Genomic DNA, 21,933 nt, shown 5'->3' on the forward strand with positions numbered 1-21,933 from the left:
TAACAGTAAACTTTGATCACTTGACAATGATTATTGATTATTCTAGGGCCAAGAAAAAAGCCCGTTGGCTCCGCTACGGCATTGCCTGCGCGATGGTTTTCATCGTGCTCAACGGCCTTCTGCTGGCCCTGCCGGACGGCGTTGTTCCGGGTGGTCCCATGTTCGATTTCCGGCAACGCCCGCCCGTGGCGCTTGCCGATCATCCCCACCTGTTCCTGATCGCCAATTCCCTCATCGCGCTCATCTACCTGGCCGGCCTGTTCCGGTTGATCAAGCTGATGCGGCTGTTCGAGGAAGGGGAGTTCTTCAGTGCGCGAGGCGTTCGCCACCTTCGCGCATTCGCACTGTCCCTGCTGCTTGCCTCGATAGCCGGCTGCGTACTGCCGCCACTGCTGCTCATGGGGGCTCGCATGCTGGGTGTCGATCACGTGACGGTGTTGAGGGTCGGCTTCGAGAATTCGGACATGTGGCAGGGCTTCATCAGCGCCGTGTTCTTCGTCGTCGCGATGATTCTCGGCGAAGCCAGGCAGCTGGCCGAAGACAACCAGCTCATCGTGTAACGCCGTGCCCATCATCATCAACCTCGACATCATGCTCGCACGCCGCAAGGTGAAGTCGCGCGCACTCGCCGCTTACGTCGGCATTACCGAGCAGAATCTCTCCTTGCTCAAATCCAGCAAGGTCCGGGGCATCCGCTTTGCCACGCTGGAGCGCATCTGCGAGTACCTCCAGTGCCAGCCCGGCGATCTTCTCGAATACGTTCCGGGGGAATCGTCACCGGATGACGGCCATGACATGGATTGACAAGACATGATGCTTAAACAAGTGTTCCTGGCCGCGTTAAGCCTGGCGTCCGGCATGGCAATGGCAACCTCGGCGCAGGCTGGCGAACCGATCGCCTGGGTAAGTGCCGGGTTGCCTGAGGCGGCCGCTATCAATGATGCGTTTTCCCGCATCATGAACGCCGATCCGGATATTGGCCGGGCGGTAGATGATATGGAGCGGAGCACGCGTGCGGCGGGGATGCCCTGGGAGGCTGCGCAACTACTTGCTACCGCATATGAGGTCGTAGGCAGGTATGCCGATGCGCGGGCGATTCGTGACGCCCACCGGAAGCGGATTCCACAATGTGTTTTTCCGGGAGAGCCCTGGCCGCAGGGCTTGCAAAAACTGTCGAAAGCAGTGTCGGTGCTCTTGATCAACGAAGACCACCTGGACGCTACAACGCGCGCAAACGTTGTCGAGGCCCTTCCGTTATTGCGGTCGATGGGCTTTACCGAGCTGGCGATGGAAGCGTTGCCTGATGCTTCCGTTGAAAAGAATGTTTCCGGCGGCCAGGTTCCCGACGATGCGTCCAGTGGCGCCTATTTGCGTGATCCCGTGGCGGCAGCCCTGGTGCGATATGCCGTCGAGCTCGGATTTCACCTGCACGCGTATGACTCTCCGGAAGACTATGGTGTCCGCGAGCAGGCGCAAGCACGCAAGCTTACCGACATCGCCAGAAAATCGACCGGTCGCTTGATGGTTCTTGCCGGTCCCGGACATGTACAGCTGGAAGGGCAATGGATGGGGCAGTTTCTAGCTCAGGACCTGGGCAGGAAGCTCTACACGATCGATCAGGCAAGTGGGGCCGGAGCCGATTGCGAAGGGCCTGGCGACAGGCGCCTTGTCATTCGTGATCGCGATCGACCAGGGCACGTTCTTGGAATGAAGACCGATGCTGCGCTGATCAGCCCAGCCGTTGCACTGAAACCCGATGAGCGCGCAACGGCGGAGTCTTGGCTCAGGCTGGGATCGCTCCGGAAGCCTGTCCTGATCACCTCGGCGCAAGTGTGTCCTGATCGTCCGATGCGCTGCCTTATTTCTGCGCGACGAAAAGACAGTGCACCTGCCAGCGTGCCGGAAGATCGGTATCTCGCCCGGGGAATCTGGCGGGGCTATCTCTTTGTACGATCCGGAACGTACGAGGTTGAGGGATTCGATGACATGGGGCGGAAGCATTTTATCAGCGTGGTGGTGAAGCCTTAACAGACAGTGTGAACCCCATCATGTCTTGAAAGTCATGCCGATTTTGTAGGGTGGGATTGCGGAAGGTATCGCGTTGCATTTGAAGCGGGTAGGGGAAAAGGGCCCGCATCCTCTTCAATGAACGCCATGGGGTAAACCAATGCGTAAGAAGACGTTCCTCAGTATGTGCCTGAGCCTCGCGCTGGGCCTTGGTGCCGGCGCGGCTGTCGCGCAGTCCGGACCGCAGCGTACCGGGTCCGCACCCACCGAGATGGCTGGCGATGTCGCCATCGAACAGGCCAGCCCGGCCAGTGTCGGTCAGGCCCGCCTCGCCAATCCACGCGCCTTGCCATCCTCGGTAAGGCTCCAGCTTGCCGCGCCTGATACGCGCACGCTGGCCGCCGCGCGCACGGCCTCGGTCCAGCGCGAGCCCGGGGCGCCGCTCCAGGTTGCCCTGGGTCTGAAGACCGCGCGCCCGGATATCGATCTGGCCGGCCTCAACTGGGTGGACCTGCCCGACGGCCGGCATGTGGCGCAGTTCCCTGTCGCCGCCACCGGGGCCGCCGGCCTGCGTGCCGCCATCCACCTGGAGACGAACGCGGGTCGCGTGCCCGACGGGGTCGTGCTGCACTTCGTGGGTGCGGGTGCCAATGTCTTCGAGGCGACGGGCAAGGATGTCACGGCGGATACGCTCTACTGGACGCCGGCGGTGGAGGGCGACACGCTCACGATCGAGCTGGTGTTGCCGCGTGACAGCCATTCGGGCGACTTCCACCTGAGCGTGCCGCAGGTGTCGTACTTCGGTGGGTCGCCGTACAAGGCCGGCTATAGCGATGGCTTCGGCAACAGCGGCAGCTGCGAGAACGACGTGGTGTGCAGTGCCAACTCGGGCAAGGCCGCCTACGACAACGCCACGCTGGCCGTCGCCAAGATGCTGTTCACCGACTCGTCGGATGGCAACAGCTACATCTGCACGGGTACGCTGCTCAACAACAGCAATTCGCCCAAGCGCCAGCTGTTCTGGTCCGCGGCCCATTGCATTGCCGACCAGACCACGGCCAGCAGCCTGCAGACGATCTGGTTCTATAACACCACGCAGTGCCATGGCTCGGTGTCGAGCATCAACAGCAATGTCACCGTACTCACCGGTGGCGCGACCCTGCTGCATCGTGACGCCTCGCGCGACACCCTGCTGCTGGAGCTGAAGAAGACGCCGCCGGCCGGCGTGTTCTACCAGGGCTGGAATTCCACCTCCATCGCGAACAACTCGTCGACCACGGATATCCACCATCCGGCAGGCGATGCGAAGAAGTACTCGCTGGGTACGGTGGGCGCGGTCAACGTGAACTACAGCAGCCGCACCCATATGACCAAGGTCAACTGGACTTCGAGCGTCACGGAAGGCGGTTCGTCCGGTTCGGGCCTGCTGACCATCGCCACCGACGGCAGCTACCAGCTGCGCGGCGGCCTGTTCGGTGGCCCGTCGAGCTGCAGCGCGTCCAGCGCCAACAAGAACGACTACTTCTCCGATTTCGGCGGCGTTTATTCGCAGATTGCGTCGTATTTCGGCCCCTGAGCAGGATGCTCAGGCACGGCGTGCCACGTCGTGGTCCGGCACGCTCTGCCTCGCCAGCGAGGCAAAGCGTTGCTGGACGAAGCGGATGAGGTGGAGGGTCGCCTCGGTAACGACGCGACCCGACATCGTCAATGCATGCAATGAGAGCGGTGCCGCCTCGTGCGTCTCCAGCAAGGTGCGCAGGCGGCCTTCGGCCAGGTCGTCCTGGCACAGCGGCAACGGCATCTGCGCGATGCCCAGGCCCGAACGCACGGCGGACAACAAGGCGGCCGTGTCGCCGCAGGTCATCCGCGCACGCGGACGCCATGTCGGGCGCCCGGAGAAACTCCACGGCACCGTCGCTTCGTGCGTCGCCAGCGCAAGGCACTGGCCATCCTGCAATTGCCAGGGATCGGCAGGCGCGCCATGGCGCTCCAGGTAATCCACGGAGGCCACCGTCACCATACGCATCTCGCCTAGGTCGCGCGCCACGATATCGGTGCTGTCGGGCAAGGTCATGCGCTCGGCCAGCACCACATCCAGCTGTTGGCGGAGCAGGGCGCTCACGTCCGTGCGTCCGGAGCCGATGCGCAGGCGGATACGCGGGTGGGTGGTGGCGAAATCCGGGAGCCAGCCGGACACGATGGCTGCGAGCCAGCCCTGTGCCTCGATGCGAACCAGGCCGTTGGGCGAACCGGCGGCGGTAGCGGCCTGTTCGGCGGCCATGGCGGCGGCGCACATCAGCGCGGCATGCCGGTATACCTCTTCGCCCACGGCGGTGATGGCGAACTGGCGTGCATTGCGATGGAGCAGGCGAACGCCCAGGCGTTTCTCCAGGCCGATGATGCGGCGGCTGAGCAGCGAGCGCGTGGTGTTCATGCGCCCGGCCGCGGCGGAAAAGCCGCCGGCATCCACCACCTGCACAAACAGGAAGAAGTCGCTGAGATTGTTGATCCTGTCCATGCCCCTGCCTGCATCGGTGACGCACCGTGCGAGACGCTTCGTCATGCTTGGCATGACATGGGCGATGGGGTGCGGCCGGCAGTCTAGCCCTGCGCTCGGGAAGCGGCCTTTGCACGGGGGGATGTTACTTTTGTCGCAGGGGAATGGCGGCAGGATCGTCCTATACTCGCCCGCTTCGGCCTGAGCAGGCAGGCCGCGCAAGGGGGAATACCGTGTCCGTGATGGACTCGCCGCACATCCTGGTGATTGACGATGCGCCGGAGGATATCCGGACGTTGCTCAATGCGCTGCACGCCGAGCGTTGGCGCGTGAGCCTGGCTACCAGTGGGCGCCAGGGCTACGAGCGTGCGCAGCTGCTCGCGCCCGATCTGATCCTGCTGGATGTACGCATGCCCGGCATGGATGGCTTCGCCTTGTGTCGCCTGCTTCGGGAGCTGCCGGCGGAACGGCAGTGCCCGATCCTCTTTCTTACCTCGGCCGATTCCCCGGACGAACGGCTGGAAGGGCTGACCCACGGCGGTGTGGACTACATCCTGAAAAGCTGCGCACCGGAAGAGCTGTTGGCGCGCGTACGGATCCATCTGCGTCTTGCGCGGGGCCACGACACGCAGGCAAAAAGTGCGGAAGATGCCATGGCGGTGTCACCCGACGAAGTGGTGCTGCGCGCTGCCATGCGGCTGATCGGACGCAGGCTGGGTGAGTCCTTCTCGCTGGAGGAGATCGCTGCCGACGTCGGCACGTACGACAAGCGCCTGTCCGCGATTTTCCGCCAGCACATGGGCACCACGGTGTTTGCGTGGATACGCGAGGAGCGCCTGCGCCGCGGCCGTGAGCTGCTGGCCGACACGGGCCTGGGCATGCAGGAGATCGCCGAGCATGTCGGTTTCCGCAGCGCCTGCAATTTCACCACGGCGTTCCGCGAACGCGTCGGTGTCACGCCCAGCCAGTACCGCAAGGCCGCCCAGCAAGGTGTTCATGAGCCCTGAGCGATGGGCTCGCATGCTAGTCATCGGCCTGGTTGTCCTGTGGACGGCCATCGCCGGGAGGGTGCATGCCTCCGTGCAGCTGCCGCTGACGGCTTACGACCAGGGCAACGGGCTGGCCACGTTGTCGGTCGTGCGCATGACGCAGGACCGCGCCGGCTTTGTGTGGGCAGGCACGGAGAAAGGCCTGTATCGCTTCGATGGCATCGGCTTCGTGTCGGTGGGCAGCGAGCAGGGCTTTCAGACCTCCGAAGTGATCAGCTTCGCCGAGGATGCCAGCGGGCATCTGTGGGTCGGCTCGCGCGCTGGTGTGCAGCGGCGGGATGACACGGGCCATTTCGAGTGGGTGCGGCCGCGTGGCCGGGTGCTCGTGCTCGATCGCGGGCAGACGCTTGCCGGTGATGAAAGCGGGGGCATGTTCGCGTTGAGCGGACATCAGCTGTTGCACCTGTCCCTCGATGCAGGCGGCGAATGGCAGATGGTGCCGGTGTTCGACGCGGCGCAGATCCGGAAGATGCCGGGGCTCGCGCAGATCAGCGCCGTGTTCCATCGTGGAGGCGATACCTGGTTCGGTTGTGGGGAGGCCTTGTGCCGCCTCAGCGGTGGACAGCTCACGCGTCATGGCGCGGAGCAGGGCGTGCCGGCCGATCGTTGGCTGGGTTTTCTCGGGGCGAGGGACGGCAGTCTCTGGGCACGCGGCATCCATGGCATCCGTCGCCTCGTACCGGGTGCCGTCCGCTTCGAGGCCAGGGATATTCCCGATGGTCATGCACGGGTGGCAGCGTCCAGTCTCGACATCGTGGAGGACCGGGCAGGGCGCGTCCTTACCCGCAGCGATGAAGGCATTGCGCGCTGGGATGGCACGCAATGGGAGTTGTTCGGCACCGGCAACGGCCTGCCGGGTGTCGGCATTTCCGCCTTGCTGGCCGATCGCGACGGTATGGTCTGGATGGGCACCTTCGGCCGGGGGGTGATGTACTGGAACAGCAACGACGCCGTCGAAAACTGGACTGTCGCGCAAGGCCTCAACGACAGCCTCATCTGGTCGATCACCCGTGCCGACCCGAACACACTGTGGATTGCCGGTGAGAACGGCGGCCAGGTGATCGCACCGGGCGAAAGCCGCGCACGCCCCTGGCCGCTCGCGATCACTGCGCCGCACCAGACCCATGCCGTCGTGGTCGATGCGCGTGGCCGCATCTGGTACTTCATGTTCGATGGCCGGGTCGTGCGCTACGAGCCCGACACGCACCGGACCACGGTGATGGCGACCTTGCCGCACCTGGTCCGTGGCGCGCTGATCGACCGCCACGGCGGCCTGTGGGCCTACACGCTGGGCGGCCTCTATGGCGTCGATGCCAACACCGGCGAAGCCTCGCGCATTGCGCCGGACCTGATTCCGCCCAGTATGTGTTCGGATCTCGACGAGGATGCAGCGGGTCGCCTGTGGCTGGCGTGCAGCACGGGCCTGTATCGCCGCAACGAGCACGGCTGGGCTCGCGTGAGCGTTCAACCGGAAGCCCTGGGTGGCTACGAGAACGTCACCACCACGCCGGATGGCAGGTTATGGCTCAGTGCGCTGCAACCGGGCCTGCTCGTCGGGAAGGTCGTCGACGGCGACAGCCTTGCGGTGACGACGGTCACCGATCCGCTACTGGCCGACACGCGCTTCTACTTCCTCCGGCCCGACCGCGACGGTCGTCTGTGGGCCGGCGGGGGCAATGGCGTCGATGTGCTCGACAACGGTCGCTGGACGCGCCTCTCTGATCGCGATGGCCTGCTGTGGAACGAAACCAACCACGGTGCCTTCCATGCCGACGACGATGGCAGTGTCTGGATCGGAGCACCGGTAGGGCTTACGCACATCCTTAAACCCGCCAGGCTGCTGGCACCGCGCCGAATCGAGCCGCTGATCGTGTCCGCGCAATATGCCGGGCACGAGCTATCGCCTGGCGCCCCGGCGCAGCACTTTGAAAACGGTGCGGCGCTGGTCTTCCGCTTTGGCGTCATCGACAACGGGGCAGGCCACCCGGTTCACTTCCGTTACCGGTTGTCGGGCGTGGACAAGGACTGGGTGGAGATCGCACAGCCCGAGGTGCGCTACGCCTCGCTGCCTTCGGGCGCCTATCGCTTCGAGTTGCAGGCTATCGACGTGCATCGACGTGCGGTGTCCGAGGCCATCGTGCGCGAATGGCATATCGCACCCCCGTGGTGGCTGAGCCCATGGATTGCCCTGCTTGCCGCTGCCGCGGTGGTTGGGGGCATCGTGCTGGCCTGGCGCTGGCGGATGGCGGTGCTGATCAGGCATGCGCGGATACTGGAAGACATGGTGAGCGAGCGCACGGCCGAGCTGCAGCAGTCGCTGCGCTCGCGAAGCATGCTGCTCGCCCATATCGGCCATGACCTGCGCTCGCCGCTGGTTGGCATCCTGGACAGCCTTCGCCAATGGCGTGCGGGCTCCATGGAGCGTCATCCTCCCGAGCGCATCGAGCGTCATGTCCGACAGCAGATGTCGCTGATCGACGAGCTGCTTGAATTCTCGCGCGGCGAGCTTGTTGAGCTGCAACCCGAACCGGTGCCGGGCTACCTCTACGGTTTTCTGCACGAGGTGGCCGATAGCGCCGCGCTGCTCGCGGAGCGCCGGCACAACCGGCTGGTCTGTCGCTTCGCCGACGACCTGCCTCCGGTGGTCAGCGCCGACTTCCGGCGTCTGCGCCAGGTGCTGCTGAACCTGCTGGGCAATGCGGCAAAGTTCACGGCCGACGGCACGCTGGTGTTTCGCGTCGATGCGCTGCCGCTTCGCGGGCATATCGTCCGGCTGAGGATGACCATCCAGGACGATGGCATCGGGCTGGGAGTGGAAACGGCCGAGGGGCTTTCACAGCCTTTCGTTCGTGGACACAACGCGGCCGGCGAACAAGGCCATGGACTGGGGCTGTCCATCGTCTTCCAGTTATTGCAGCGAATGGAGACCTCGCTGGCATCGCGCGCTGCACCCGGCGGCGGCACGGTGTTTTCGTTCGATCTTGCATTGCCACTTGCCGAAGAGCACGAGGTGGACTCGCTTTTCACCGGAGGCGAACCCGTCGGCGCTTACGACGGCGCAGGTTGCACGGTCATCGTGGCAGAAGGCGATCCGGACAAACGCGCCATGCTGTGCGACCTGCTCGATGGCTATGGCTATGTCACGTTGTCGCACCCGGCTGTCCACGATGCGGCGGTTCCGGGACGTCCCGACCTGATCATCCTCGGCCCGGGCAGCGATGGCCGCGAAGCACTCTCTGCCTGGCGCAGAGCGTGGCCGGATGCCCCCCTCGTATGGCTCATCTGCGGCCCGGCACCGGCTGAAACGCCGCTATGGCCGCGCGATGCCGATGCCATCCTCGCCAAGCCCGTGGATGCTAATGCCCTTCTGAGCACGGTTTCCGCCTTGCTGACCGGCTCCGTCGTGGCAAAGGCCGATCCCACCTTCTGAGCCTTCCTGCCGCTGGCAGGGCTTTGCCTGCGCGCACGCATGTCATGCCCGGCGTGACGCAAGTTCTCGCGTGGCTATCTTCTCCTGCACGTTTCCTACACATAGCATCCGCGGCGCTGTTGTGACGCATGTCACAACTATGAAACACCGTCGCCCGCGCTGACCCTGTGGATGATCCACGGGGCCGTGGGCCATCGCTTTACGCCGATAGCAGGGGGCGCTCCCATGACCGGGACAAAGTATCCGCACGTCTTCCGTCCACGTTCGCATCGCTATGCGCTCGAACCGCGCCAGATGTACGACGGCGCGGCGCTGACCGAAGCCAGCACGCATCACGCCGATCCCGGCGAGGGCAGCCACGATGGCGCGGCATTCCGCAGCGCAGCGACGGAGCAGCCCGGTCATGCGGTACAGACCGCCATGCTGGCCGCGCCACGTGTAGCGCTGGCGGCAGCGGGTGGCATGGATATCACCACGTCGAGCAAGGGCCTTACCGTATCCGAGCCCAGCACCCTGAATGCGACCGGCGCGGATCGCGGCACGCTCAGCGGATGGTCCATCGACGGCAGTGGCACGGTGACCGTGACGGCGGTGGTGTCGGATACCTCCAAGGGACTGCTTGGCACGACGACGGCGGCTACCTCGGTGGCCGGCGGCTATCGCTTCACCGGCAGCGTGGCCGATGCCACGGCATGGCTGAACCAGCTCACCTTCACCGCCGCCGATGTGGAACTGGGCAATACCGCCGCGCGCACCACCATCGAGGTCAGCGTCACCGACAGCCAGTCGCATTCGGCGAACCACTCGCTGGATGTGACGGTAACGCCATCCAATGACCCGGTTTCCGTGGCCGACGCCACGAAGACGGTGGACGAGGTGAGTTCCACCGGTGGTCCCAGCATCAGCGTCATTGGCACCGACACGCTGGTGGCGATCGATCCTGAGGTAGCTGTCGGCACACAGACGCCGGAACAGATCGTCTACAGCGTGACCGACCTGCCCAAGTACGGCTATCTCGCGCTGGAGGGCAATCGGCTGGGCGCCGGCTCGGTGTTTACCCAGCAGGACGTGATCGACGGCAAGCTCACCTACGTGCACACCGCCACGGGCGCCGACCAGGACACCACCGATGGCTTCATCGCGCGGGTCAACGACGGTGCCACGCCGGCCGATCGCTCGGACACGGTACACGTGACCCTCGCCATCCGCCCCATGAACCAGGCGCCGACCATCGGCGGCACCGGTGTCGTCTACGAAGGCCAGCCGGCCAATGCCGTGGATACCGGCAATGTCGGCAAGTACATCGTGGCGGATTCGGGCGGCGACCCGCAGGACACGGCGCTGCGCGTGACCATCACCGGGCTGCCCCAGCACGGCACGCTGTATTTCGATGGCATGGCCGTCGTGGTCGGCCAGTCGTTCGATTATGCCGACCGTGCCCGCCTGGCCTACGCCAACGATGGCGTGGACGGCATCAGCCAGGACAGCTTCGGCGTGCGCGTCACCGACATGGGCGGCGGTACGGGCGTGCCTGCAAGCACGGATGGCACGGTGCACCTCGACGTGCATGCGGTGGACGACGACCCGGCCCTCGATCCTGCCAGCACGCGTCACGCCACGGTAACGGCAGGCGGTGACGGCAGCGCGGGTGCGTATTCCGTGGTGCTGACGCCAACGATGATCGGCGCCACCGACGTCGATTCGCCGGACCAGAACATCAGCTTCGTGACGGGGCAGGCGGGTCTGACGCATGGCTACCTATTGCTCAACGGCGAGCGCCTGAAGGATGGCGCCACCTTCACCATGGCCGACGTGCGCGCGGGCCGCGTGCAATACGTGCAGACCGCGGGTGCCACGGCCGGGCAGCAGGACACCTTCCATTTCCAGGTGGTAGACAACACCACCGCGCTGCGCTGGAACCCGGACGGCAGCACCTTCACGCGTATCGGCGGTGACTACACGGGTGGTACGCCGGCAGACACGCTGCGCGACTACACCTTCACCATCGACCTTGCGCCGACGGCGGCCGGCAACGACGGTGCGTTCCCGATCCACGACGTCACCACCGTCGAGCACCAGTCGACGTATGCCGGCATGGACCCGTCCGGCAACAAGATCGGCAGCGTGCTTGAAGGGGGCAGCATCGTGCTGCACGGCACGACCACCAACGGCCAGCCGACCGATTTCAGCACCACGCCGGGGCTCAGCTACACCGCGCAGGGTGTCGATCCTTCGCAGGTGGTCTATACCTTCCTGGGCTTCACCAGCGACGGCGCGGGCACGGGCAATGCCGGCACGTTGCAGAAGCAGGTGGGCAGCGCATGGGTGGATATCTCCGCCTTTGGCACCTTCACCCAGGCCGATCTCGACGCGGGTCGCATCCGCTTCCAGCACGACGGCGACAGCGAGGATTTCCACACCACGGCACGCTTCTCGGTGTCGGCAGGTCTCGTGGATGTCGTCAACGGCCAGCCCACGGTGGACAACTGGCAGCCGTCGTTCGACATCTATGTCACGCCAACGAACGATCTGCCGGTGGTCACCGGCTCGTCGGGCACGGTGATTCCGGAAGGGGGCACCGGCTATATCACGCGCGGGCAACTGGGCATCAGCGATCCGGACGATGCGCGCAGCGAGCCCTGGCTGGAGGGCTCGCCGACGCTGCCCAACGGCGATCCCAACTATGCGTACAACAACGATGCGAGCGGCACTGGCGCGTTGAAGTTCATGGTCAACAACCTGCCGGCAGGCGGCACGCTGCAATATTCCACGGACGGCGGCCACACCTGGCAGAACGTCACCGCAGGTACCTTGCTGGATGCATCCATCATCACGGACGACAGCACCACCACCGGCCTGCGCTTCGTCAGCAATGGCTCGGAGGTACGCAATGCCAGCTTCACCGTGACGGCAGTCGATCGGTGGGGCGCACACTCGGCCACCGATGGCACGGTGTCCATCCAGATCACCAACGTCAACGATGCGCCGCAGATCGCGAAGGATCCCACCCAGGCCAATCCGACGGTGCCTTCGGATTCGCCGAACAATATCGGTGGCGCCCCCGCGAACAATCCGCTGACCGTGGTCGAAGGCGGCGCAGGTCGCATCACCGACGCCATGCTCCAGGCCTACGATCCGGACAGCTCGGCGCGGCAGGTGCAATACACCATCACGTCGGCGCCGGCCCATGGCCGCATCGCGTATTCCACCGATGGCGTTAACTTCCAGTACCTGGGTGTCGGTTCGTCGTTCACCCAGGCCGATGTCTCTGCCGGGCGCATCTACTATCTCAACGATGGCACCGAGCCTGCCGGCACGGCATTCCCCAATACGCCGGACGACCGCTTCGGATTCACTGTGTCCGATGGCGACAAGGAGCAGGCGGGTAACCAGTTCTGGATCTACACCTCGCCCGCAAACGATCCGCCGACCGTCACCGCACCGAATGGCCCTATCGACCTGGACAGCGCCGATCCGCGCTACAACCCGGTGCCGGGCTTCAGCGTGGCCGACCCCGACCTCACCACGGTGGGCCCGGGCGACGTCGATTACCTGCGCGTCACCGTACGCCTGCTGCACAGCGATGGCACGGCCTTCAGCGCAGCGGAATACGCGGCGGCCGGTGGTGTCAGCATCGGTTACGGCACCGGCGGTGCCTCGGTGGATGCGGCCCATGGCGGCAGCAACGATTACCTGGTGCTCAGCGGCACGCGTGCACAGGTCAACGCCGCACTGGCTGGCCTGACCGTCACCTTCGGCAGTGACCGCAATGCGATCTACCAGGTGCAGGTGATTGCCGACGACCGCCTGCGCGACACCAGCGGCCAGCTCACGGGCAGTGCCAATGGCGGCGCCGTCAACCAGTCGGCCACGCCGGGCACCGGCACGGCCACCACGGCGGTGGATGCGACCGAATACGACTGGTACAGCGCCGGCGTGCCCGTGAAGAACGGCAATATCGGTGCATCGTCCGTATCCGTACGGGCTTCCAGCGTGAACGAACCCGGCACGATCAGTGGCCCGTCGGGTTCCACCGTCTACGAAGACCAGGCAACCTTCATCGGTGGCAGCTTCGTGGTGAGCGATCCGGAATCCGCCGCCTTCGATACGCCGGTCACGGTGCGCCTGAGCGTGCCTTCGGGCGTACTCGGCATCGGTGGCAACGGTGCCCAGGGTAGTGCCACCGCGAGTGCGGCAGGCAGCCGTGCCGTGACCATCTCGGGCGACAACACGGGCACACTGGTGCTGACGGGACGTGCAAGCGATATCCAGGCCCTGCTCAACGATGCTGCGCTGGGTCTGACGTATCTCAGCGCGCCCAACGTCAATCACGACATGAATGGCGCTGCGCCCGGCGATGTGACCCTGACGGTGCATTTCGACGACACCGGTTCGGCGATCGGCAGCGATACGGGCGCCGGCAGCGTGCCGAACAACCCGGCCGATCTGCAGATCGGCATCGACATCGTCGCGGTAAACGATCCGCCGACCGTGAACGCAGGCAGCGGCACCATCTATCTCAACGGCAGCACGCCAGTGGGCGGCTTCTCCGTGGACGATGTGGATTACACCGATCAGGGCGGCATCACCACGGGCGAGCATGATTTCATGCAGGTGACGGTGCGCATCTCCGATGCGGCCGGCAACGCGCTTCCGCGCTCGGCCTACGGCGATATCGTGCTGGGCTCGTCGGCGAGCGGCACCTCCGGCGCGACCGTGGACGGCACGTCCAACGGTAACGGCATTGCCCTGGTCATCCGCGGCACGCGGCAGCAGGTCAACGATTACCTCGCCGGCCTCAAGGTATCCATCGGTGGCAACCTGGCGAACGTCGACCAGGCTTATCGCGTGGACGTGATCGCCGACGACCGCTTGCGCGATGTCACCACGGGCGCACTCGATGGTTCGGGTGCTGCCAACGGAGGCGAGAATGCCGCGACGGGCGGCGGTGTGCAGGCCGTGCCTGTCACCGATGTCGATCCGTACGGCAAGCTGCCGGCCGGCCTGGGCCAGAACGTGGCGCTCGGGTCGCGTACGGTATTCCCGTCGTCGATCAACAACCCCACGGCCATCGGCGTGACGGCGCCCAATGTCACCGACGAAAGCGCAGCCGGTATCTATACGCTGAGTCACGTCACGCTGGCCGATCCCGATGCGGGTACGGCCGATATCACGGCGACCGTGACCCTGCCGTCGGGTTTTGGCGTGCATGACATCGGTGGTTCGCCGGATAGAACCGGCAGCTTCGGCACGGCGACCTATGTGATCGGGCAGGACGCCCAGGGACGTACCACGGTCACGATCACCGGCTCCATCGACAAGGTACAGGCAGCCATCAATGCCGTGGGCGTGAAGCTGCCGCCATCGGCCAGTGGCGACAATAACGCCTACTGGAACGGCACCTTCCAGGTGATGATTTCGGTCAACGACGGCGGCAATCACGGCGACCGCCCGGATCGTGGCACGCTCGATGGCGACGCGGCCGACAACGCTGCCCATGATCCGAGCACCGTCGGCGACGAATACGGCTACGCCGACGGCGAGAACGGCAGCTCGAATGCGCTGGTGACCACGCGTGTCTTCAACGTCACCGTGAACAGCGCGACCAAGGTCAGCGAATCGGGCCTGGTAGACCACGATGGCAAGGACGGCGTGGACGGTGCGCAGGCATTCGCGCTGTTCAATCCCCTGGACAGCGTGACCCTTGGCAATCCGGCCGACGGCCCGGGTCACTCCGTGACGCTGACGCTCGCGCAGCTGCAGGATCTCGCCAGCGTTCCGCTGGCCGATCGCACGATGACCACGGCAGCCGGCACCCTCGTGGTCACCGGTTACGTGCCGGGCGCAGACAGCGCCCACGGCACACTGCTTTACCACTACACGCTCAATGGCGCGCAGTCGCAGCCGGGCGCTGCCAGCAGCATGGAAACCGTTGCCATCGCGATGCGTGACAGCGCCGGCTTCACCGACAGCGGCCGGATCAACGTCACCATCGTGAACGACACGCCCACCGCACGCCCCGATACGGGCACGGTGAATGAAGACGGCGCACCGCTTACAGGCAATGTGGTGACCGGTGGCCCGGGCGCGGATCGTGTCGGCGCGGATGCCAATCCCAATCCAGTGACCGGCGTTGTATACGGTACGTCGGGTGGTCACGTCAGCGGCCATGTCGGGGCGGGTGTTACCGGCACCTACGGCACGCTCACGCTGAATGCCGATGGCAGCTACACCTATGTGCTGGACAACACCAACCCGACGGTCAACGCACTGAAGGACGGCCAGTCGCTCACCGAGGTCTATACCTACACCATCACCGATGGCGACGGTGACCGCAGCACCACCACGCTGACCATCACCATCGCCGGCCACACGGATGGCGCACCGGCCATCGTGCCGCACGACGGCAACGGGGCGGCGGATGGTCACACCACCGTATGGGAATCGGGCCTGACGCCCGATGGCCCCTCGGGCCAGCTGAAGACGGCGACGGATACGGTAGACATCTCCGCAGCCGATGGGCTGACATCCATCACCGTGGGTGGCACGACGTTGACGGCGGGCCAGCTCGCAGGGCTCAGCGCGGGCACGCCACGACAGATCACCACGTCGCGCGGCACGTTGTGGCTCACCGGTTTCCAGGTGACGGCTTCGGTCGGTGGCGTGCCCACGGCCGGCACCCTGTCTTACACCTATACGCTGGGCGGTTCGATCAACCAGCCTGGCCTGGATCACAGTACCGACACCATTGCGCTGGCGGTCAACGATGCCGGTGGCGGCACGGCCAGCGGCAGCCTTGTCGTGAACATCGTCAACGACGTACCCACGGCCCGTCCGGATACGGCCGATGTGAATGAAGACGGCGCACCGGTCAGCGGTAACGTGGTGACGGGCGGCGCTGGTGCGGACCGTATCGGCGCGGATGCGAACGGCAGCCCGGTGGTAGGCGTCGCGCCCGGCAATACGGGTGTTCCGGCCACCGGCAACCTTGGCACGGGCGTGGCGGGAAGCTACGGCACGCTCACCCTCAACGCGAACGGCAGCTACACCTATGTGTTGGACAACACCAACCCGGCAGTCAATGCACTGAAGGACGGTCAGACGCTGACCGAAACCTACACGTACACCATCGCCGATGGTGACGGCGATCGCAGCACCACCACGCTGACCATCACCATCAACGGCCATACCGACGGTGTGCCGTCGATCGTGCCAGTGGATGGCAACGGTGCGGCGACGGGGCATGCAACGGTTATCGAAGCTGGCCTGGCAAACCACGACGGCACGCAGACGACCGGTGGCAGCATCGACCTGACGGCGGCCGATGGCCTTGCCGGTGTGACGGTCGGCGGTACCACGCTGACGCTTGCGCAGCTGGACGCACTGAACAACGGCCAGGCGGTCACGATCCACACGCCGGACGGCACGCTGGTGCTCACGGGTTTCAACCCGACGACATCGGTGGGTGGCGTACCCACGGCAGGCACGCTGACCTACACGTACACGCTTGACCATTCCGTACCGCGCCAGGGTGGCGGTACCGATGCCATCGACCTGAAGGTCGTCGACGCCGGTGGCGGCACGGCCAATGGCACGCTCGTGATCAACATCGTGGACGACACGCCCACGGCACGTCCCGACACGGCCGATATCGATGAAGACGGCCCGTCCATCGCAGGGAACGTGGTGACGGGTGGACCGGGTGCCGACCGGATCGGCGCAGATACCAACCCGTTGCCGGTCACCGGTGTGGTGTACGGAAACACGGGCGGCCCGGTCAGCGGCCATGTCGGCACGGGTGTCACGGGCACCTACGGCACGCTTACGCTGAATGCCGATGGCAGCTACAGCTACGTGCTGGACAACGCCAATCCCACGGTCAACGCGCTCAAGGATGGCGACACGCTGACCGAGGTCTACACGTACACCATCGTCGATGGCGATGGCGACACCAGTACCACGACGCTGACCATTACCATCCACGGCCACACGGACGGTGGTCCGTCGATGAAGCCGCACGAAGGCAATGGCACCAACGCGGCCGGCGAGAACACGGTATGGGAGTCGGGCCTGACCAGCGATGGTCCGGATCACCAGGGTCGCACCACGACCGGATCGATCGACATCACCGCGCCCGATGGCCTGGCCTCGATCAGCGTGGACGGCGTGGTGCTGAACACGGCGCAGCTCGCGGCGCTGGGCAATGGCAGCCCGGTCACGGTCATGACGCCCTATGGCACGCTCACGCTCGCCGGCTTCCAGCCGACGCGGACCGTGGGTGGCATCACGGTCGAAGGCTCGCTGAACTACACCTACGAGTTGAACGGTGCCGTGACCCAGCCGGGCATCGATCGCACCGCCGATGCCATCGCACTCACGGTGACGGATGCGGGTGGCGGTTCGTCCACGGGACGGCTCACGATCAACATCGTCAACGATGCACCCACGGCCCGTCCGGACGCGGCGGACGTGAATGAAGACGGCGCACCCGTGAGCGGCAATGTCGTCACGGGCGGTGCCGGTGCGGACCGTATCGGTGCCGATGCCAACGCGCTGCCGGTGGCCGGCGTGGTGCATGGCACCGCGAGCGGTCCGGTGAGCGGCAATGTCGGCAGTGGTGTGGCCGGCACGTACGGCACGCTCACGTTGAATGCCGATGGCAGCTATACCTATGCCGTCGACAACGCCAATCCGACGGTCAATGCGCTGAAGGATGGCCAGACACTTACGGAAACCTATAGCTACACCATTGTCGATGCCGACGGCGACAGCAGCACCACGACGCTGACCATCACCATCCATGGCCATACCGATGGCACGCCGTCCATCGTGCCGGTGGATGGCAACGGTGCGGCGACGGGGCATGCAACGGTTATCGAAGCAGGCCTGGCAAACCACGACGGCACGCAGACGACCGGTGGCAGCATCGACCTGACGGCGGCCGATGGCCTTGCCGGGGTGACGATCGGCGGCACCTCGCTGACGCTCGCGCAGCTGGATGCACTGAACAACGGCCAGCCGGTCACGATCCACACGCCGGATGGCACGCTGATGCTCACGGGTTTCAACCCGACGACATCCGTGGGTGGCGTACCCACGGCAGGCACGCTGACCTACACGTACACGCTCGATCATTCCGTGCCGCGCCAGGGTGGCGGCACGGACACCATCGCACTGCAGGTCATCGATGCCGGCGGTGGCACGGCGAGCGGCGCGCTCGTGGTGAACATCGTGGACGACGTGCCCACGGCACGCCCGGATACGGCGACGGTGCATGAGGACGGTGCGCCGGTCACGGGTAACGTGATCACGGGCGGTGCCGGTGCGGATCGTATCGGCGCCGACGCTAATCCATTGCCTGTGGCCGGGGTGGTCCACGGTGCGTCGAATGGTCCGGTCAGCGGCAACGTCGGCAGTGGCGTGGCCGGTACCTATGGCACGCTCACGCTGAATGCCGACGGCAGCTACACCTATGCACTGGACAACGCCAATCCCAGGGTCAATGCACTCAAGGACGGCGACACGCTGACCGAGGTCTACACGTACACCATCGTCGATGGTGACGGGGACAGCAGCACCACCACGCTGACCATCACCATCGCCGGTCATACCGACGGTACGCCTGCCATCGTCCCTCACGACGGCAACGGCGAAGGCAACGGACCGCTCACCACCGGCCACACCACCGTATGGGAATCGGGCCTGACCAGCGATGGTCCGGCCGGGCAGGGTAAGAGCGCCTCCGACACCATCGTCGTCTCCGCGCCGGATGGCCTGACGTCGATCACGGTCGGTGGCGTCACGCTCACGGCGGATCAGCTGACGACGCTGGGCAACGGAAAGACGGTGACGGTCGTGACCGGCAACGGCACGCTGGTGCTCACCGGCTTCGAGCCGACGGCCACCGTGGGTGGTGTCGTGACGCAGGGCACGCTGTCGTACACCTATACGCTGGGTGGCGCGGTGGGCCAGCCCGGTACCGATCACAGCACCGACACCATCGCGTTGTCCGTGAACGACGCCGGTGGCGGCAAGGCCACGGGTAGCCTGGTCATCGATATCGTCAACGACGTGCCGACGGCGCACGACGATGCGGCATCGATCGATCGCGATGCCGCGCAGGGCAGTGCCTCGGGCAATGTGTTCACCGGGGGCCCATCGCATACGGGAGCTGACCGCATCGGTGCGGATGGTCCTGCAAAGGGCGGCCCGGTGACGGGCGTCACCTCCGATAATCTCGGCCAGCGTGGCAGCATCGGCAATGCAAGCCCGGGGCAGTACGGCACGCTCGTGCTCAACGCCGATGGCAGCTACACATACGTGGTGGACCCGCGCAATCCGCAGGTCAGCGCCCTGGATGCCAGCCGGACGCTGAGCGAAGTGTTCGTCTACACGATTACCGATGCGGACGGCGATACCAGCGAGGCACGCCTGGTCATCACCATCCGTGGTGCCACGCCGCCGATCCAGGCGCGTTGGGGCGACCAGATCTTCCCGCTGTCCCACGAGTGGCCCGGCCGCGATATCCGCCAGGGCTACGATCCCGGCCTGTTCATCCTGCCCACCGTCGATGGCGTGCAGCGGGATACCCAGGCCTGGCAGCTCGGCAGGATGACCGGTGCCATTCATGGACTGGAAGCGGGCACGACGGATCTCGATCCGGACAACGTGCAGTACGTGCTGCGTGACGGCGTGGCCTTCTCGCGGCAGCTGCTCGTGGAAGTGCGCAGCCAGTCGCGTGTGGCCAGCCGCGACGCGGGCCTGGGCTCGCGCGTGCTGTGGGACGACTTCTCGCCCTTTGCCTCGCAACGCATCGAGCAGACCCTCCGCCACGATCAGGACGAACGCGGCAAGGCAGACAAGGCTCAGCCTTCGCACACCGTCAGGCTGCCGCGCGCGGACGCGCCTCCGGCCGGCGCGCCGTCCCTGTCCACCCGTCTCGCCCGGCTGGCCCACGGCGCTCCCGCGCCGGTCGCCGCTCCGAAGCTGCCCCATCACTAATCGCGCCCCGGTGGCGGCGAACGCCACCGGAACCGTATACGAGGAACGAACCGACATGTCTCATCTCCATGCCCTGAAGCCGCTCTCACTGGTGACCGCTCTCGCCGCCGCCGTCTTCCTCGCCGGTTGCGGCGCGGTGAAGCCGCGCCCGCTCACCCATGACGACGTGAGCAACCGTGCGCGCAGCGACCAGCAGGCGATGTACAAGGACCAGGAGCCGGTCACCGGCCCCATCACGCTGTCCGATGCGATGGCGCGTTCGCTGAAGTACAACCTCGACCATCGCCTGAAGCTGATGGAAACCTCGCTCTCGCGTGGCCTGCTCGACGTATCCCAGCTCGACATGCTGCCGAAGCTGATGGCCGATGCCGGCTACCGCTGGCGCAGCAACGATTCGGGCGGTACCAGCATCGGCATCCAGGACCGCATCGTCAGCCTGCGCCCTTCTACCTCGGAAGAGCGCGTGCATTACCTGGCCGACGCCACGCTGTCGTGGGACGTGCTCGACTTCGGCCTCAGCTATTACCGCGCGAAGCAGCAGGCCGATGACGTCAACATCACCGACGAGCGTCGTCGCAAGGTGTTGCAGAACATCGTGCAAGACGTGCGCGATGCGTACTGGCGCGCCCTGGGTGCGCAGCGCCTGCTGGGCGAGACCGAGACCCTGGCCGAAGGCATCCAGTCCGCACTGGAAAAGAGCCGCGAGGCCGAGCGGGCCGGCGTGCTGCCGCCCGTGGAAGGCCTGGAATACCAGCGTGCGCTGCTCGATGCGATGACCCTGGTGAACCAGAAGCGCCAGGAGATGGAATTCGCCCGTCGCGAACTCGCCGCGCTGATGAACCTGCCGCCTGGCACGGTGTTCACGCTGGCCGACGTGAGCGAGACGACCCTGACCCAGGTGCCGGGCAATGTGGAGCAACTGGAACAGCTGGCCCTGGAGCAGCGCCCCGAACTGCGCGAGGAAGACTACAAGACGCGCATCGACGCCATCGAGACGAAAAAGCAGATTGCCGCGCTGTTCCCGAACCTCAACCTGTTCGTGGGTGCGGGTCACGACTCCAACAAGTACCTCTATAACGAGAGCTGGTCGCAGGGTGGCGTCAGCATGTCGATGAACCTCATGCGCCTTGCGGGCCTGCCGGCCATCCGGCGCACCAACGACGCCCGCATGAAGGTGGACGATGCGCGCCGCATGGCGTTGAGCATGGCCGTGCTGACCCAGGTGCGCGTTTCAGTGGAACGCTACAAGCTGGCGGTGTATGACCACCAGCTCGCCGAGCAGTCCGCACAGGTGGACCAGCGCCTGGCCAGCGTGGCGAAGGCGGGCTCGGGCAACCAGCTCACCAGCGAACTGGAAACACTGCGCACGCAGGCCCGCGCGATGGTGTCGCGTTTCCAGGAAGCCTCGTCGTATGCCGCCGCGCAGTCGGCATACGGCCGCGTGCTGAACTCGGTAGGTATCGACCTCATGCCCGAAGAGGTCGCCGGCAGCGATATCCCCGCACTGTCCAAAGCGATCCAGGCAAGCCTCGTCGAGGGCGAGAAGCAGGTGTTCACCGAGATGGCCGATGCGGTGCAGGTGGAGCGTCCGTTGCACCTCAGCGTGAGCGGCCTGCCGGCAAAGGTCGATGGCGAGGCAGTGCGTGGCGCACTGACCCACGTGATGACCGGCAACCATATCGCCATGGGCGAGGGTGCCGATGGCCTGGCCATGGCACTGCGTTTCAGCTCCGCGCCCGGTCGCTCGTCCACGAAGGCCCAGTGGGACATGACGGTGCAGGATGCCAGCGGCAAACGCCTGCTGGAGCGCAGCTACCTCAGCTTCGTGCCCAACGAGGTCACCACGCGGGCGGTCGCCGCGCTGGCCGAAGCCGCCGCGCTGTCGATCCTTGCCGATATCCGTCGCCTGGCCGCCGCGCCTGAAACCGCGGATGCGTCGAAGCCGTGAA

General features: G+C 65.6%; 9 protein-coding genes. 8 read left to right on the forward strand and 1 reads right to left on the reverse strand.

What is annotated here, in order from left to right; translation table 11 throughout:
• Window positions 1–104: 104 nt before the first annotated feature.
• The 4 genes from HBF25_RS03230 (at window position 105) to HBF25_RS03245 (ending at window position 3,583) form a co-directional block, all read left to right on the forward strand.
• Window positions 105–560, forward strand: coding sequence for a DUF2975 domain-containing protein (locus HBF25_RS03230; protein WP_166946514.1), 456 nt, complete (start codon window positions 105–107; stop codon window positions 558–560).
• 4 nt (window positions 561–564) lie between these two features.
• Window positions 565–804 carry a helix-turn-helix domain-containing protein gene (locus HBF25_RS03235; RefSeq protein ID WP_166946515.1) on the forward strand — a complete coding sequence of 80 codons (240 nt, stop codon included), beginning with the start codon at window positions 565–567 and terminating at the stop codon, window positions 802–804.
• A 6-nt stretch (window positions 805–810) separates the two neighbouring features.
• Window positions 811–2,028 (forward strand): hypothetical protein, encoded by a 1,218-nt coding sequence (locus tag HBF25_RS03240; protein ID WP_166946516.1) that lies wholly within the window; start codon window positions 811–813, stop codon window positions 2,026–2,028.
• 139 nt (window positions 2,029–2,167) lie between these two features.
• The gene (locus tag HBF25_RS03245) at window positions 2,168–3,583 is read left to right on the forward strand and encodes a trypsin-like serine peptidase (protein ID WP_166946517.1); all 1,416 of its coding nucleotides are present in this window, start codon (window positions 2,168–2,170) and stop codon (window positions 3,581–3,583) included.
• Window positions 3,584–3,592: 9 nt separating this feature from the next.
• Here HBF25_RS03245 and HBF25_RS03250 read toward each other — a convergent pair whose 3' ends face one another.
• Entirely contained in the window at window positions 3,593–4,525 is a 933-nt protein-coding gene (locus tag HBF25_RS03250; RefSeq protein WP_166946518.1) for a LysR family transcriptional regulator, read from the reverse strand.
• 221 nt (window positions 4,526–4,746) lie between these two features.
• Here HBF25_RS03250 and HBF25_RS03255 point away from each other — a divergent pair, with 221 nt between their 5' ends.
• The 4 genes from HBF25_RS03255 (at window position 4,747) to HBF25_RS03270 (ending at window position 21,932) form a co-directional block, all read left to right on the forward strand.
• Window positions 4,747–5,511: a response regulator transcription factor gene (locus HBF25_RS03255; protein ID WP_166946908.1), complete on the forward strand. Its 765-nt coding sequence runs from the start codon at window positions 4,747–4,749 to the stop codon at window positions 5,509–5,511.
• A gap of 13 nt (window positions 5,512–5,524) precedes the next feature.
• Complete coding sequence (locus HBF25_RS03260) at window positions 5,525–8,983, forward strand: hybrid sensor histidine kinase/response regulator (protein ID WP_166946519.1); 3,459 nt, start codon at window positions 5,525–5,527, stop codon at window positions 8,981–8,983.
• A 225-nt stretch (window positions 8,984–9,208) separates the two neighbouring features.
• Window positions 9,209–19,984, forward strand: a complete 10,776-nt coding sequence (locus HBF25_RS03265) for a VCBS domain-containing protein (RefSeq protein ID WP_166946520.1) — start codon at window positions 9,209–9,211, stop codon at window positions 19,982–19,984.
• Window positions 19,985–20,039: 55 nt separating this feature from the next.
• Window positions 20,040–21,932, forward strand: coding sequence for a TolC family protein (locus HBF25_RS03270; RefSeq protein WP_166946521.1), 1,893 nt, complete (start codon window positions 20,040–20,042; stop codon window positions 21,930–21,932).
• Window position 21,933: the final 1 nt, after the last annotated feature.

Source organism: Luteibacter anthropi, assembly GCF_011759365.1.
Lineage (GTDB): Bacteria > Pseudomonadota > Gammaproteobacteria > Xanthomonadales > Rhodanobacteraceae > Luteibacter > Luteibacter anthropi.